Source organism: Acidiphilium iwatense (assembly GCF_021556475.1).
GTDB classification, from domain to species: Bacteria; Pseudomonadota; Alphaproteobacteria; order Acetobacterales; family Acetobacteraceae; genus Acidiphilium; species Acidiphilium iwatense.
In genome coordinates this window covers 38,962-52,321 of sequence record NZ_JAKGBZ010000007.1, presented here as the reverse complement: position 1 = coordinate 52,321, position 13,360 = coordinate 38,962, and the positions used below count along the sequence as shown (strand labels likewise).

The 13,360-nt window shown below is 65.1% G+C and carries 13 protein-coding genes, 1 tRNA gene, 1 pseudogene and 1 riboswitch; of the genes and pseudogenes, 11 read left to right on the top strand and 4 right to left on the bottom strand.

What is annotated here, in order from left to right; all coding sequences use genetic code 11:
- Positions 1-3: 3 nt before the first annotated feature.
- Together pdhA and L2A60_RS05420 are read right to left on the bottom strand one after the other, a co-directional pair.
- A complete protein-coding gene (gene pdhA, locus L2A60_RS05425; RefSeq protein WP_235703417.1) occupies positions 4-963 on the bottom strand; it encodes a pyruvate dehydrogenase (acetyl-transferring) E1 component subunit alpha in 960 nt (319 codons plus the stop codon).
- Between the two features lie 288 nt (positions 964-1,251).
- Complete coding sequence (locus tag L2A60_RS05420) at positions 1,252-1,572, bottom strand: FtsB family cell division protein (RefSeq protein ID WP_235703353.1); 321 nt, start codon at positions 1,570-1,572, stop codon at positions 1,252-1,254.
- A gap of 217 nt (positions 1,573-1,789) precedes the next feature.
- Here L2A60_RS05420 and L2A60_RS05415 point away from each other — a divergent pair, with 217 nt between their 5' ends.
- Positions 1,790-2,104, top strand: a complete 315-nt coding sequence (locus tag L2A60_RS05415) for a hypothetical protein (protein WP_235703352.1) — start codon at positions 1,790-1,792, stop codon at positions 2,102-2,104.
- Between the two features lie 27 nt (positions 2,105-2,131).
- On the opposite strand, the gene L2A60_RS05410 is transcribed toward L2A60_RS05415, so the two are convergent.
- On the bottom strand, positions 2,132-2,620 hold the full coding sequence (locus tag L2A60_RS05410) for a L,D-transpeptidase family protein (RefSeq protein WP_235703351.1): 489 nt from the start codon (positions 2,618-2,620) through the stop codon (positions 2,132-2,134).
- Positions 2,621-2,630: 10 nt separating this feature from the next.
- On the bottom strand, positions 2,631-3,752 hold the full coding sequence (ribA, locus tag L2A60_RS05405; protein WP_235703350.1) for a GTP cyclohydrolase II: 1,122 nt from the start codon (positions 3,750-3,752) through the stop codon (positions 2,631-2,633).
- A gap of 264 nt (positions 3,753-4,016) precedes the next feature.
- On the opposite strand from ribA, the gene L2A60_RS05400 reads away from it, so the two are divergent.
- The 10 genes and pseudogenes from L2A60_RS05400 (at position 4,017) to L2A60_RS05360 (ending at position 13,353) form a co-directional block, all read left to right on the top strand.
- Entirely contained in the window at positions 4,017-4,733 is a 717-nt protein-coding gene (locus L2A60_RS05400) for a response regulator transcription factor (RefSeq protein ID WP_235703349.1), read from the top strand.
- A gap of 33 nt (positions 4,734-4,766) precedes the next feature.
- A tRNA-Arg gene (locus L2A60_RS05395) sits at positions 4,767-4,843 on the top strand.
- Between the two features lie 108 nt (positions 4,844-4,951).
- Positions 4,952-5,110, top strand: a pseudogene (locus L2A60_RS20860) (DUF6538 domain-containing protein); the annotation flags it as partial.
- 558 nt (positions 5,111-5,668) lie between these two features.
- A riboswitch (Fluoride riboswitch) is annotated at positions 5,669-5,731 on the top strand.
- Positions 5,732-5,824: 93 nt separating this feature from the next.
- On the top strand, positions 5,825-6,772 hold the full coding sequence (locus tag L2A60_RS05390; protein WP_235703348.1) for a respiratory chain complex I subunit 1 family protein: 948 nt from the start codon (positions 5,825-5,827) through the stop codon (positions 6,770-6,772).
- Positions 6,773-6,776: 4 nt separating this feature from the next.
- Entirely contained in the window at positions 6,777-7,457 is a 681-nt protein-coding gene (locus L2A60_RS05385; protein WP_235703347.1) for a hydrogenase, read from the top strand.
- Positions 7,458-8,975: a proton-conducting transporter transmembrane domain-containing protein gene (locus L2A60_RS05380; RefSeq protein WP_235703346.1), complete on the top strand. Its 1,518-nt coding sequence runs from the start codon at positions 7,458-7,460 to the stop codon at positions 8,973-8,975. It abuts the gene before it with no gap.
- A complete protein-coding gene (locus tag L2A60_RS05375) occupies positions 8,972-10,408 on the top strand; it encodes an NADH-quinone oxidoreductase subunit D-related protein (protein ID WP_235703345.1) in 1,437 nt (478 codons plus the stop codon). Before L2A60_RS05380 ends, L2A60_RS05375 begins: the two co-directional genes overlap by 4 nt.
- 10 nt (positions 10,409-10,418) lie before the next feature.
- Positions 10,419-11,207: an NADH-quinone oxidoreductase subunit NuoB gene (nuoB, locus tag L2A60_RS05370; protein ID WP_235703344.1), complete on the top strand. Its 789-nt coding sequence runs from the start codon at positions 10,419-10,421 to the stop codon at positions 11,205-11,207.
- Positions 11,197-13,176 (top strand): proton-conducting transporter transmembrane domain-containing protein, encoded by a 1,980-nt coding sequence (locus L2A60_RS05365; RefSeq protein ID WP_235703343.1) that lies wholly within the window; start codon positions 11,197-11,199, stop codon positions 13,174-13,176. Before nuoB ends, L2A60_RS05365 begins: the two co-directional genes overlap by 11 nt.
- Positions 13,177-13,194: 18 nt before the next feature.
- Positions 13,195-13,353: a hypothetical protein gene (locus tag L2A60_RS05360; RefSeq protein ID WP_235703342.1), complete on the top strand. Its 159-nt coding sequence runs from the start codon at positions 13,195-13,197 to the stop codon at positions 13,351-13,353.
- Positions 13,354-13,360 lie beyond the last annotated feature (7 nt).

The window sequence follows — 13,360 nt, the reverse complement described above, 5'->3', positions numbered from 1 at the left end:
GAATCAGCCCTCCACCAGAATATCGGTCCAAAGTTCGGCCTCGTCCGGCTCGGGGCTTTCCTGTGCGAAATCCGCCGCCTCCTGAATGCGCCGTTTGACGTCGTCGTCGATCGCCTTCAGCCGGTCCTCCGGCACGCCCTGGGCTTCGAGTTCCTTGCGGGCGAGGTCGATGCAGTCGTGCTCGGCGCGCATTTTCTGCACCTCCTCGCGGGTACGGTATTTCGCCGGATCGGACATCGAGTGGCCGCGATAGCGATAGGTCTTCATTTCCAGCAGGAACGGCCCCTTGCCGGCGCGGCAATGCGCCACCGCCTCCACCCCCGCCGCTTTCACCGCCATCACGTCCATTCCGTCCACCTGCATCCCCGGAATCCCCCAAGGCGCGCCGTTTCTGCTGAGATCGTGCGAGGCGGAGGCGCGCTCGACGCTGGTGCCCATGCCGTAGCGGTTGTTCTCGATGATGTAGATCACCGGCAGTTTCATCAGCGCGGCAAGGTTGAAGCTCTCGAACACCTGGCCCTGGTTCGACGCGCCCTCGCCGAAATAAGTCAGGCAGGCCCGGTCGTTGCCGCGATAGCGATTGGCGAAGGCGAGCCCGGTGCCGAGGCTCACCTGCGCGCCGACGATGCCGTGGCCGCCATAGAAGCCTTTTTCCTTGCTGAACATATGCATCGAGCCGCCCTTGCCGTGCGAATAACCGCCAGAACGCCCGGTCAGTTCCGCCATCACGCCCTTCGGGTCCATCTCGCAGGCGATCATGTGGCCATGGTCGCGATAGGAGGTGATGACCTGATCGCCCGGCTCAAGGGCGTGCTGCATCCCGGTCACCACCGCTTCCTGGCCGATATAGAGATGGCAGAACCCGCCGATCAGCCCCATGCCGTAAAGCTGGCCGGCCTTTTCCTCGAAACGGCGGATCAGCAGCATTTTCTCGTAGGCGGCGAGCAATTCGTCGCGGTCCATCGAAGGGGCCTGCTTGCTCGCCCGCTTGCGCGGCGCGGCAGAAGCCTTCGCCTTGGTCGTCGATTTCGTCTGGCGTGCCGCCATATCCCCCTCCATCGCTGTCGGCTTCAGGGCTAGATCGCCGGAACCGGCTTGAATGGCAAGCGTGTCATGGAAAAAACATTGATTGTGCAACGCAATATCGATGTTAACCGATTTATGGTTAACACCCTGTTCATGAATTCGGGATTGCCGAAACCGCCTGCTGCGAATGCCGAAAACGCAATCAAGCCGTGCGCGGGATGACGCTTATTGCGCGGCCTTGCCGGCGGGCGGCGACTTGAGCGGCACGGCGAGATCGCCGGGATCGGCGAGATCGAGCACCGAGCGCGCCTGCTGATCCAGCATATCCCCCGCGATGGCGTGATGACGCAGCGCATCGACCCGCGCCTCCCAGCGGTCGCGCCTGGCCGCGACCGATATCAGCGTGGCCTGGTCCTGGACGAGTACGTCCCGGTTACGGCGCTGCGCTTCGATGCCGCGCGAGCCGTTGATCGCGTTGAACACGAAATACAAGGTCACGGCGAGCAGCAGGAGCGGCAGGACGGCCGCCCGGATGCGCCGCTTCATGGGACAGGCCGCTTCATGGCACCGGAACCGATCACGATCATTGATGACGGCAGAATGCCCACCAGCGCTGGGGTTCCGCAAGCCCCGATCACAAACCCATCCAATCGGTCAGCGCATGAATGAAAACTTGGTAAGCCATATTTTGCCCGAATTGCCGCCCCTCCCGCGCCACGATGCCGTGTCCATATCACGAAAGCTTTAGTAGGAGTTATCGACCATGAATCGCAAACGCAATCGGGCACCGAAATTCGTTCTGGCGGCGGCGCTCGCGGCGATCGGTCTTGCGGCGACCAGCAGCGCCGCCTTCGCGGACCCGCCTTGGGCTCATGACGGCTGGCACGGCCGCGGCGGCTGGCACCATCGCTGGCACCGGGACGATGACAACGGCTGGGGCTGGCGCGGCGGCTATTACGCACCGCCCCCGGTCTATTACGCGCCGCCCCCGCCGCCAGTGTACTACGCACCGCCGCCGGCCTATTACGGGCCGCCCAGCCTGGCGTTCGGGATCAACATCCCGCTCGATGGCCGGTAACGTCGGCCCTCGATCTCGTCCTCGGCCTCACCCGGTCTCGATCGCGGTAAGGCCGGCGGCAAGCGCTTCCAGCAGATCCGGCAGAGCGAGCGCGACGCAGCCCGCGGTCGGCGCGTAATCCGCGCGCGCGACATGCAGGAAAATCGCTGAGCCGGCGCCCCGAATCGGCGGCGCATCGTTCCAGCCGAGCACGCCGATCACGTCATACAGCCCGTCCGCGCGCCATAATTCCTCGTGGTGCGCCGGATGCGGCAGGCGGATCATCCGATTATAGTCGGGGTGGGCGGGATCGTCGCACCAGCCATCGTCACGCGCGATCGGCTCGATCGGAACCGCGCAGCGCGGCGCGGCAAGCCGGTCGGCGCGGAACAAAACCCGGCGCAGCGGCAAAACCCCGCACGGCGTGCCGCAATCGCCTTCCTCCTTGCGAGCCACGATGCCCCGCTCGCCGATCGAAACGCGCCATTGCCGGCCGCCCAGGCGCAGAAACCCGTCGCCCGCGACGCGAGCGGTCATGGCGCGCCGGTCAGTCAAGCAGATGCCCGAAGCGGCGCGCCTTGGTGTCCAGATAAGCGTCGTTCACGCCGTTCGGCGCGAAGACATGCGGCACCCGCTCGGCGACATCGACCCCGCAGGCGGCGAGCCCCGCCATTTTCTCGGGGTTGTTGGTCAGCAGGCGAATGCGCTTGAGGCCGATCGCATCGAGCATCGCCGCCGCAATGTGGAAATTGCGTTCGTCGGCCTGCCAGCCGAGCGCGCGATTGGCGTCCACCGTGTCGAGCCCGCGATCCTGCAACGTATAGGCGCGCAGCTTGTTGATCAGGCCGATGCCACGCCCCTCCTGCGCCAGATAGAGCACGACGCCGGCTCCTTCCTCGGCCATGCGGCGGATCGCGCCCTTCAATTGCGGTCCGCAATCGCAGCGCAGCGAGCCAAGCAGATCGCCAGTGAAGCATTCCGAATGGATGCGCACCAGCGGCGCCGCCTTGGCGGCGGGAGCGCCCACCAATATGGCCATGTGCTCGATTCCCTGGTCGAGCGCGCGGAAGGCGATCAGCCGCGCATCCGGCGCATCCTCCAGCGGAATTTCCACCTCGGCCACCCGGTTGAGCGTTGCCGCTAGATTGGTGGGGTAGGCGAGCAGATCGGCCGCCGGCACGGCGAGCAACCCGGCACCCAGCGGCAGCGACGCCCAGCCCGGCCGCACCGGGGCCACGACCATTGCCGGCAGCAGCCGCGCCAGCTTGCCCAGCGCGAGCGCCGCCTCGGCCTGGTCGGGAACCGATGTCAGGGCAAAACTGGGCATGATCTGCTCGAGTGTCGGGTCGGCGACGCGCCGCAGGGTCGCGGCGTCGATCAGCGGGCGGGCGAGCGCGAGGGCGACCGCCGGAGCGGTTTCCGCCAAGGGTCGGCGCAGCACGGCGGCGGCGCGCGCGGGCGCCAGCAGCAGCGACGCGGGCCCGGCCGCGAGACGGTCGATCAGATGCAGCCCTTCGGCCCCCACAGTTTCGGCGGGTGCGACGATCAGCGGGTGCTGTCCGGCCAGCACCACGGGAACCCCGCGCCGCGCGTCGGCCACCGCGCGATGCACCGCGCGCGTCCGCGGCGCGCCGATCGGCGCCGATGCGTCGGGACCGCGGCCGGACACGGCGGGCGTTGCGGAAATCATGGCAATCCAGTCATCTCAATCTTATATCCAGAACGCTAATATGGATCGGGCCGACTGGTTCGGCCAGAGCGGAGTCCGGTTCGCCCGCAGCGCAACGACGCATAACGCTCATGTGAGCGATCCGGGAGCGAAAATATCGGCCGTGGCGAGAGAATCGCCATAATTGGCCTATAATGGCCCATGCAGGCGTCGCGGCCTTGATGCCGCGCTGCCGGAGATCGAGCGTTCGAGGGGAATAGCACCATGACGGCCCACCATCCGATCCTGATTGTCGACGACGACCCCGCTCTGCGCGGCACCCTGACCGAGCAGTTGCTGGCCGACGCGGAATTCACCCCCGCCGAAGCCGGCTCGATCGCCGAGGCCGAAGCGATGCTCGCGAAACCCGACCAGCGTTTCGATGCGATCATTCTCGATGTCGGCCTGCCGGACGGCGACGGACGGAATTTCTGCGCCCGGCTGCGCCAGCAGGGAGTAAAGATCCCGGTCATCATGCTCACCGGCTCGGCCGAGGAGCAGGATGTGGTGCGCGGGCTCGATTCCGGGGCCACCGACTATATCGCCAAGCCGTTCCGGCTCGCCGAATTGATGGCGCGGCTGCGCGCGCATCTGCGCAATTTCGAGAATAGCGAGGATGCGGTGTTCCAGATCGGCCCGTACACCTTCCGCCCGGCGGTGAAGCTGCTGCACGAACCGGTCAAGAACAAGCGCATCCGCCTGACCGACAAGGAGGCGGCGATTCTGAAATACCTCTATCGCGCCGGCGGCAAATCGGTCGGCCGGCAGGTGCTGCTGAACGAGGTATGGGGCTACAACGCGGCGGTGACGACGCATACGCTGGAAACCCATGTCTATCGGCTGCGCCAGAAAATCGAACCCGAACCGGCCCAGGCGCGGCTGCTGATCACCGAGGGCGGCGGATACCGGCTGAACCAGGAGGCCGGCCCGCAGGCGGCGTGACGGGCGAACCGCGACCGGCTATACAACGGGCACGTCTCCGTAGCTCAGCAGGATAGAGCACAGGATTCCTAATCCTGGGGCCGTGGGTTCGAATCCCGCCGGGGACGCCATCGCCTTTAACCTGTTGAAAAACAACGATTTATTTTGTGCCGTCCCGCTGATGCGACACACGCTTGTGCCACACATGGGAATCCAGGATGGCGTTGTGTTCGTTCGTCGAGAAGCGGCGAAACCGGTATTATTTTCGGGCGCGGCTGCCGGTTGATATCGCGCGGGCGATAGGCCGGAGCCACGTGGTTGCGTCCCTCGGATACGCCGCAGTTCACACCCCGCCAATGCCATATGCCTTGCTCAAACTCGCGGAGAAAAATGCGTAATCAGGTAGAGCTTTATCCGTGAGCCAAAGCGAACGGAAAATGCTCTAATCATCCGATCTTATCTTGAAGCGTGCCATTGCTACCCTCACTCCGCCGCCTCCGCGTAGTCCGAGAGTGGCGCGCAGGTGCAGATGAGGTTGCGGTGCGCAGCGCTACCCTGGCACCGGCCACTCCGACAGAAACGCTTACCGACCGAAACAACGCCGCGCGCGCCGTCAGCTTTGCGCGCGAGACCAAACCGGGATCTCACCCGTCACACGGCATCGGGCCGCCGACGCGGACACCTCCGTCTCTCCCGCCGGCCGGTACAGGCCCAGGGAATAGCCGAGCCACGCAAGCCCCGATTTGCGGGTCGCGACGCAAGCATCACCATGCTCACCAGCGCCAAGAGGCGCAGGATCGCGGGGGCGGCGAACTGGTCCGCCGATATCAGGGCAGTGCGGTCAAAGGCAGTGTAACCCCAGTGTCCGCGCCCCGATGTTGGCGGGGCCCGGTACGCGGAGGCAAAGGTGTGCTCTGACTGAAAGTGATTGACACGCGCCGATCTCGATACCACGATACCGCTTAGGCGATGGGGTTCGCCGTAAAACCGCCCTTGGGGCTGATGACTCCTGTTCAGGTCCGTATTTGCGGAGGCGAACAGGTGTCTGAACGACGATTGTTCACGAGGGTGGCTGTGTGTGCGACCCGCGCCCGATGTGGAACACACTGCCGATGACCGTGCGCGATGTCGTTCTCCAGATCGCTCAGGTCGGGTTCACCATCGGCGCGGCTCCCCTCATCCAGGGCTGCATCGTCCAGTTCGAGGAGCGCGTGCAGCGCGGCCGGGGGCCGGGCATTTTTCAGCCCTATCGCGATCTGTGGAAACTGTTCCATAAGCAGATCGTCGTGCCCGAAACGGCATCCTGGCTGTTCTGGATCGCGCCCGTCGTCGCGTTCGTCTGCATGATGACGGTGCCGATGCTGATTCCGGTGCTGACCAATTTCCCGCTGCCGCTGTCGAACATGGGCGATATTCTCGGCGGCGGCCTGATCCTGACGCTCGGTTCGTTCATGATAACGCTCGCCGGCCTCGATTCCGGCAGCGCCTATGGCGGCATCGGGTCGAGCCGTTCCGCGATCATTTCGATCCTCGCCGAGCCGACCCTGATCCTCGTGTTTGTCGGGATAACGCTGTTCGCCCGCTCGATGCTGCCCTTCGTGGTCAATCATCTGCTGGTCGCGAAGCCCGCGGTCTATCTCGGTCCCGCCCATCTGTTCCTGGTCGCCGCTTTCTTCATTCTGCTTACGGTGGAAACCGACAAGCTGCCGATCCATTCGAGCACCCATATCGAAGTCTACATGATCGAGGAAGCGCGGATTCTGGAATATTCCGGCCCGCTTTACGGACTTCTGAAATGGGCGTCGATGATGAAGCAGTTCGTCCTCTATACCATTTTCTGCAACGTTCTGGCCCTGCCGTGGTTCATGTCCTCCAGGGGGCTCGCGGTCGGGGTGATCGGCGCCGGCATTGCGGTAATCGTAAAATTCGTTCTGGTCGCCGGCGCGATCGTGGTGGTGGATACGATCCAGTCGCGCCTGCGATTCTACCGCTATCAGGAACCGCTGGCGGCGTCGTTCCTGCTCGCGGTGCTGGCGATCATCAGCACGCAGATCGGCTGATCCGATGACCGCATTTCACGCGAGCCCGGTCGTCGCCTCGATCTTCAGCCTGATCGCGATCGCCAGCCTGCTGCTTGCCTTCGTCATGCTCGGTTCGCGCTGGATGCGACATTACCTGATGGCGTTCGCCGCGCAATCCTGGCTGATCGCGATTCTGTCCGCCTCCGTCGGCTATATCGATCGCTATCCCGAACTTTACGTCATCGCGATCCTGACCGCCTTGTTCCGCGGCCTGCTGCTGCCCTACCTGCTGCTGCGCATCGTGCGGCGGATGAATGTGGAGCGCGAAATCGTCCCGGTCCTGCAACCGAGTTCGAGTCTCGTCATCGGAGCGATTTCGGTCGTCTTCGCGCTTGCAGTCGCCGAACACATCGGTACATCGCTCGACCTGTCCAGCAAGGTCGTCATTCTCGCACTGACCGTGATGCTGTCGATGAAGCTGATCGGCTACCTGATGTTAGCGGCGCGCCACGAGGCGGTCAGCCAGGTGCTTGGGCTGCTGGTGCTCGAGAACGGGATTTTTCTCGGCACCCAGATCCTGGTTCCCGGAATGCCCATGCTGCTCGAACTCGTCATCCTGTTCGACCTGCTGATCGTAGTGGTCTGTTTCGGCGTTCTGGTGCGCTATCTGATGGGGCAGGTCGGCAGCACGAGCACGCTGCACCTCCGCCGGCTGGTGGGCTGAATGACCGGCCTGTTCGCCATCGTTCTCGTTGCGGCGCCGACCCTCGCGGTGCTGGCGATGCTGGTCGCGCCGCGGCGGGAATTCGCCGAAATCGTCAATCTTCTGGCAAGCATTGTTTCGTTCGCGGCGTCGATCGCGTTGGCGCTGACGGCGCCGCCCCACGGTGTGACGTTCCTGTCGCACTATGTCATCGTCGATCCGCTCGGCGCCTGGATCATCCTGTGCGCGGCCATCGTCTATCTGCTCGCCTCGATCTACGCGCTGGGCTACATGCGCACGCTGGACGAGGATGAGCGCCTGCCGCGCTTCTACCAGTTGTTCGCGACCTTCGCCCTGACGATCTTCATAGCACCCCTGATGAACAATCCAGGCGTCTACTGGATCGCGATCGAAATGACCACGGTGGTCAGCACCTTTCTGGTCGCCTTCGAGCAGGCGCCGGAAGCGATCGAGGCCGGCTGGAAATACATCATCGTCGTCTCGGCGGGCATCACCCTCGCTCTGCTCGGCACCGTGCTGTTCTACTGGAACGGAACCTTCGTGCTCGGCCCGACCTACGACATGACCTGGGCGATTTTGCGCCATGCCGCGCCACGGATGAATCACCCACTGCTTCTGCTGAGTTTTCTGCTCGTGCTGGTCGGCTACGGCACCAAGGTCGGTCTCGCCCCGATGCACACCTGGCTGCCGGATGCGCACAGCGAAGGTCCGACGCCGGTTTCGGCGATGCTCTCGGGCGCCTTGCTGAACACGGCGATGGTTGGAATCGTGCGGTATCTCGCGGTTCTGCACGGCGCCGCGATGGTCGCCCTGCCGGGGCAGATCCTGGTCGCCTTCGGGGTGGTCTCGCTCGTGGTGGCGGCCTTGTTCATCGTCCGCCAGCGCGGCGTGAAGCGGCTGATGGCCTATTCCAGCGTCGAACACATGGGAATCGTCGCCCTCGGCTTCGGCTTCGGCGGCCCGCTCGGCGTCGCCGGGGCGATGTATCACATGCTCAACCATTCGCTGAACAAATCGCTGATGTTCTTCGGCGCCGGCAACGCGATGCGCAGCTACGGCGCCAAGGCGATGGCGCGGATCACATCGTTCGCGCGGCATTTTCCGGTCTCCGGCGCGCTGTGGCTGGCCGGCGCGGTCGCGATCACCGGCGCGCCGCCATTCGGTCTGTTCGCCAGCGAACTCACCATACTGCGCGCCGGTTTCGCCGGCATCGGGCTCTGGGCAGCGATCGTCATGGCGGTCCTGCTGATCGTGATCTTCATCGGATTCCTCAATCATTTCCGCCTGATGTATCATGACGGAGCCGAGCCGGATTCGGCCCCCGCGCCGGTCAGCCGCTGGTGCGTGGCGCCGATGTGGTTGGCGCTCGTGCCGCTGCTGATCTTCGGGCTGTGGTGGCCTTCCGGCTTCTGGCGCGACTTTCAGACCGTCGCGCACGACATCGCGGGCGTTCCGGCTGTCGCGGCCCGCCAGCAGGCGCAAACCACGTCGCCTGTCGTCCCGAGGCGTCCGGCATGAACGCGCCGAGCGTTCGCTCGATCGAGGCCGCCATGCTGCGGGATGCCGCAAAAACCCTGCGCACCGAAGGCGGCCGGATGATCATGGCCTACGCGCTGACCGGCGACGACGATGCGCCCGAATTGCGCTACGTATCGGCGCCTTCCGGCGCGCAGGTGTTCGATCAATGGCAAATCCAGGGTGGCAATGAGGTTCCGAGCCTCGCCGAAATCTGGCCGTTGCTCGGTTGGTACGAGCGCGAAATCGCCGATCGGCACGCAATCCGTTTTACCGGCCATCCCGAACCGTTTCCGCTGATCCAGCCGCTCGGCCGCGCGGAATCGGACGATTGGCGGCAATTACCGGATGTCGAGGGCGAAGCGGTGCAGTTCCTGCCGTTCGGACCAGTGCGCGCGGGGGTCGTCGAGTCCGCCGAATTCACCTTCTTCTACATCGGCGAGGCGATCCTGCATTACGTCCCGCATCTGTTTCTCAAGCATCGCGGCATGGAGGAGCGGTTCGTCGGTTGCGACATCGAAACCGGCGCGGTGCTCGCCGAGCGCGTTTCGGCGGTCGGCAGCGCGGCCCACGCGCTCGCCTATTCGCAGGCGATCGAGGCGGCCTGCCGCGTCACCGTGCCGGATCGCGCGCTCTACCAGCGCGTTATCATCGTCGAACTCGAACGGCTCTACAATCATCTGCACTATCTCGGCCATCTCGCCGACACCACGACTTTGAAAGTTGGCCACGCGGAAGGCGTTCTGCTCGCCGAACGGGTCAAACAGATCAACGCGCGCGTCACCGGCAGCCGGTTTCTGCGCGGCGCGATCGCGCCCGGCGGACTCCGCCGCATCCTCGACACCGACCGGCTCTCCGAGACGCTGGATGCGCTGCGCGAGCCGATCCGCCGCTATATCGCCCGGCTCGATCGTTCGGAGAGTTATTTCGACCGACTCGCCACCACCGGTCCGCTGCCCCGCGCGGTGGCGTTCGATCAGGGCGCCACCGGCCCGATCGCCCGCGCCTCCGGCCTCGATCGCGATCTGCGGCGCGACCACCCTTACGCCGCCTATGCCGACGACAATCTGAACCTTACTGTTGCCGGGCATCAGGACGGCGACGCCAATGCGCGCGCGCGGGTGCGCATCGCCGAAATCGACGCCAGCATCACGATGATCCGGCGCGCCCTCGCGGTGCTGCCGGATGGGCCGATCCGTGTTCCCTGCCCGCCGGTAGCTCAGTCCGAGGCGCTCGGCTGGGCGGAATCGCCGCGCGGCACGCTGATCTACGCCGTGCATTTCGACGCCGCCGGCCGCCTGGCGCGGGTCAAGATCAAGTCGCCCTCGTTCTCGAACTGGCGGGTGTTTCCCTACACGGTTCACGAAACCAACATGATGGACTACGCGATCAACGAGGCGAGTTTCGGCCTCACGATTTCCGGCTGCGCACGATGAGGAGAGTGGCATGGCGCTCTGGACCCTGATCGGACTCGCCGAAGGCCAGGCGACCACGCGCTGGCCACTGGGCGAGGGACCTGATGGTCAGGCCGGCGGACTCGGAATGCCGCGCCTTGATGCGGCACAATGCGCCGATGGCTGCGCCGATTGCGCCGCCGCCTGCCCGACCGGCGCGATTGCCCTGGCATCGGCGCAAAACCCCGTGCTGGATTACGGCAAATGCGTGGTCTGTCAGCGCTGCGTCGAGGTCTGCCCGACCGGCGCGCTTTCCGAAAGCCATGACTGGGCCTTCGGAGTGCGCAACCGCGCCGATCTGATCACAGCGCCGGCCGAACCCGCCGCCCATCCCGCCGCGCCATCGCGCCGAGGCTTCCGGCGCAGCCTGCATGTTCGCCATGTCGATGCCGGGTCCTGCAACGGTTGCGAATCCGAACTTCAGGCGCTGAACAACCCGTTCTACAATCTGCACCGGCTCGGCATCTTCTTCACGCCCTCGCCGCGCTTTGCTGACTTGTTGTTAGTAACCGGCCCGGTGACCAAAGCCATGCTGGAGCCGCTGCTCCGCACCTATAAGGCGATGCCCGAGCCGCGCTGGGTGATGGCCTCGGGAAGCTGTGCTGTCTCCGGCGGCATCGCGCCGGATGGGCCGTGCCTGAACGGCCTTGATGCGGTGCTGCCGGTCGATCTCTATTTGCCGGGCTGCCCACCTAATCCCGCCGCGCTGATCGAGGCGCTGCTGCTGTTCCTCGACCGGATGCCCCAACGCGTCCACCAGGGGCGGATCGATGGCGAATGACCTGATCGCCGCCGCCGCCACGCTCTGGTGCCTCGCGGCGCTGCTCGCGCTCACCGGCGTGGCGCCAACCGCCGGCCGCCTGATTGCAGCCCTCGGCTGCCTCGCCGGCATCGCTGCGGCGATCCTCGCTTTGCCGGACGGAACCTCCGCCGTAGCATTGCCGTTCCTGCGCATCGCCGACAGCGGATCAAAATTCCGCCTGACCCCCGATGCGCTCTGGCTGATGGGATTCGGGCTGGCGCCCGCCACGCTGGTCGCTTTGCTCGGCTCACCCGCCCGACACGGTGGGCGAAGCTGGCTGTTCGGCCTCGCGATGAGCCTGCTCGGCGCGCTCGGAGTGTTCGGTCTGCGCAACGGCGCGCAGTTCCTGATCGCCTGGGAAATGATGAGCCTGGGCGGTGCGATGATGATCCTTGCCGAAAGTCTGGCGACCAAATCCGGTCAGCGCGCGCTGTTCATGCTCGGGCTGCTGGAGGTCGGCGCGATCGCCTTGCTGGCCGCGATCCTGGCACTCGGCACGGCAGGCGGCGGCCTTGGTTTCGCGGGATTCCACGCGGTGTCGGCACATCTGCCCGGCGCGGTCGCCGCGATCGTCGGCGTGCTTCTGATCCTCGGTTTCGGCGCCAAGCTCGGGTTGCTGCCGTTCTACGAATGGTTTCCCGGCGCCTATGGCGCCGGATCGGGCGCCACCGGGGCGATCATGTCCGGCGTCATCCTGAACGCCGCGTTCTTCGGTCTCGCACGCGGCATGTTGAGCTGGGCGCCGCAATCGTTCGACCAGGGTTTCGGCATTCTGCTCTGCGCGCTCGGCGTGGTCAGCGCCATTCTGACCACGCTCTACGCATTCCAGCAGGAGGATTGGCGCGCCTTGCTGGCCTTTTCCTCGGCCGAAAACGCCTCGATCGCGGTGATCGCGCTCGGCACCTGCCTGCTGTTCCGCGCCGGCCACGAACCGATGCTCGCCGGCCTCGCCTTCACCGTGGCGCTGCTGCACCTCGCGGGCCACGCCCTCGCCAAGGGCTGCCTGTTCCTGAGCGCCGACGGGATTTTCCTGGCCACCGGCGACTACGCCATCGTCCAGCGCGGCGCGTTGCGGGCGAACCGGCTGATCTTCGGCGCCGGCGCATTGTTCGCGGCGATGAGCCTTGCCGCGATGCCGCCGCAGGCCGGGTTCGTCTCCGAATGGTTCATGTTCGAGACCGTGTTCCAGGGTTTCCATCTGCCCGATCTCGCCGGCCGGCTGACCCTCGTGCTGTCCGGCGCGGGATTGGCGCTCACCGCCGCGATCGCCTTCGCCACCTTCGTCAAGCTGTTCGGCATCGGCCTGCTGGGCCGGTCGGACGGTACGCCGGTCCGGGTGAGGATCGGCCATGCCGCCGCTGTCGGCGCTCTCGGCCTTGGCGTTCTCGCGCTCGCGGTCGGGATGCCGATCTGGCTCGGCGCGCTCAACCAGACCGATCTCGCGCGGTTCGGCGCCGATGCCGCCGCGCACATGACCGCCGGCTGGATATTGGTGCCGCTGACCGACAAATTCGCCTTCATCTCGCCCTCCAAGCTGATCATCGCGATGCCTCTGCTCGCCCTGTTGCCGATCGGGCTGCTCCTGGCCTCGAAACGTCTGAGGGTGCGGCGCAGTCCGGTCTGGTATGGCGGCAGCCCGCAGGACCCGGTCCGCGCCGCGACCACCGCACTGACATTCTCGAATTCGCTCCGCACCTTCTACAGTTTCGTCTATCGCCCGAGCGCCGAAGCAGGGCGGGAGACCAGCGTCTCAGATTATTTCGTCAGGCGGCTCAGCTTCGAGCACGACGTTGCGCCGATCTTCGGTCCTCTGCTGTTCGCACCCCTGGTGCGGTTCATCACCAACCTCGCCCGGCGCATCCGCGTTCTACAATCGGGCCATCTGAATCTCTATCTCGCAATCCTCGGCCTGTTGCTCGTCGTCATTCTTGTGATCTCCCTGTTCTGAAACATCATGGGGTTTCTCATGATCCGAAGGCTGTTCGTCATTTTCGCCCTCGAACCCGAAACCCTCACCATCGTCGAGAACGGTGAGCTGCTGAAAGCATTACTCTATGTAGGGCTTTCGGTCGTGTTTGGCTTTATCGGCGTGTTCTTCGGCACCTATATCGCATGCAACTTGTAGGGCCGAA

Coding starts and splice junctions, on each gene's coding strand:
- pdhA (WP_235703417.1), bottom strand. CDS start 963: ATGGACCGCGACGAATTGCTCGCCGCCTACGAGAAAATGCTGCTGATC.
- L2A60_RS05420 (WP_235703353.1), bottom strand. CDS start 1,572: ATGAAGCGGCGCATCCGGGCGGCCGTCCTGCCGCTCCTGCTGCTCGCC.
- L2A60_RS05415 (WP_235703352.1), top strand. CDS start 1,790: ATGAATCGCAAACGCAATCGGGCACCGAAATTCGTTCTGGCGGCGGCG.
- L2A60_RS05410 (WP_235703351.1), bottom strand. CDS start 2,620: ATGACCGCTCGCGTCGCGGGCGACGGGTTTCTGCGCCTGGGCGGCCGG.
- L2A60_RS05400 (WP_235703349.1), top strand. CDS start 4,017: ATGACGGCCCACCATCCGATCCTGATTGTCGACGACGACCCCGCTCTG.
- L2A60_RS05390 (WP_235703348.1), top strand. CDS start 5,825: ATGACCGTGCGCGATGTCGTTCTCCAGATCGCTCAGGTCGGGTTCACC.
- L2A60_RS05385 (WP_235703347.1), top strand. CDS start 6,777: ATGACCGCATTTCACGCGAGCCCGGTCGTCGCCTCGATCTTCAGCCTG.
- L2A60_RS05380 (WP_235703346.1), top strand. CDS start 7,458: ATGACCGGCCTGTTCGCCATCGTTCTCGTTGCGGCGCCGACCCTCGCG.
- L2A60_RS05375 (WP_235703345.1), top strand. CDS start 8,972: ATGAACGCGCCGAGCGTTCGCTCGATCGAGGCCGCCATGCTGCGGGAT.
- nuoB (WP_235703344.1), top strand. CDS start 10,419: ATGGCGCTCTGGACCCTGATCGGACTCGCCGAAGGCCAGGCGACCACG.
- L2A60_RS05365 (WP_235703343.1), top strand. CDS start 11,197: ATGGCGAATGACCTGATCGCCGCCGCCGCCACGCTCTGGTGCCTCGCG.
- L2A60_RS05360 (WP_235703342.1), top strand. CDS start 13,195: ATGATCCGAAGGCTGTTCGTCATTTTCGCCCTCGAACCCGAAACCCTC.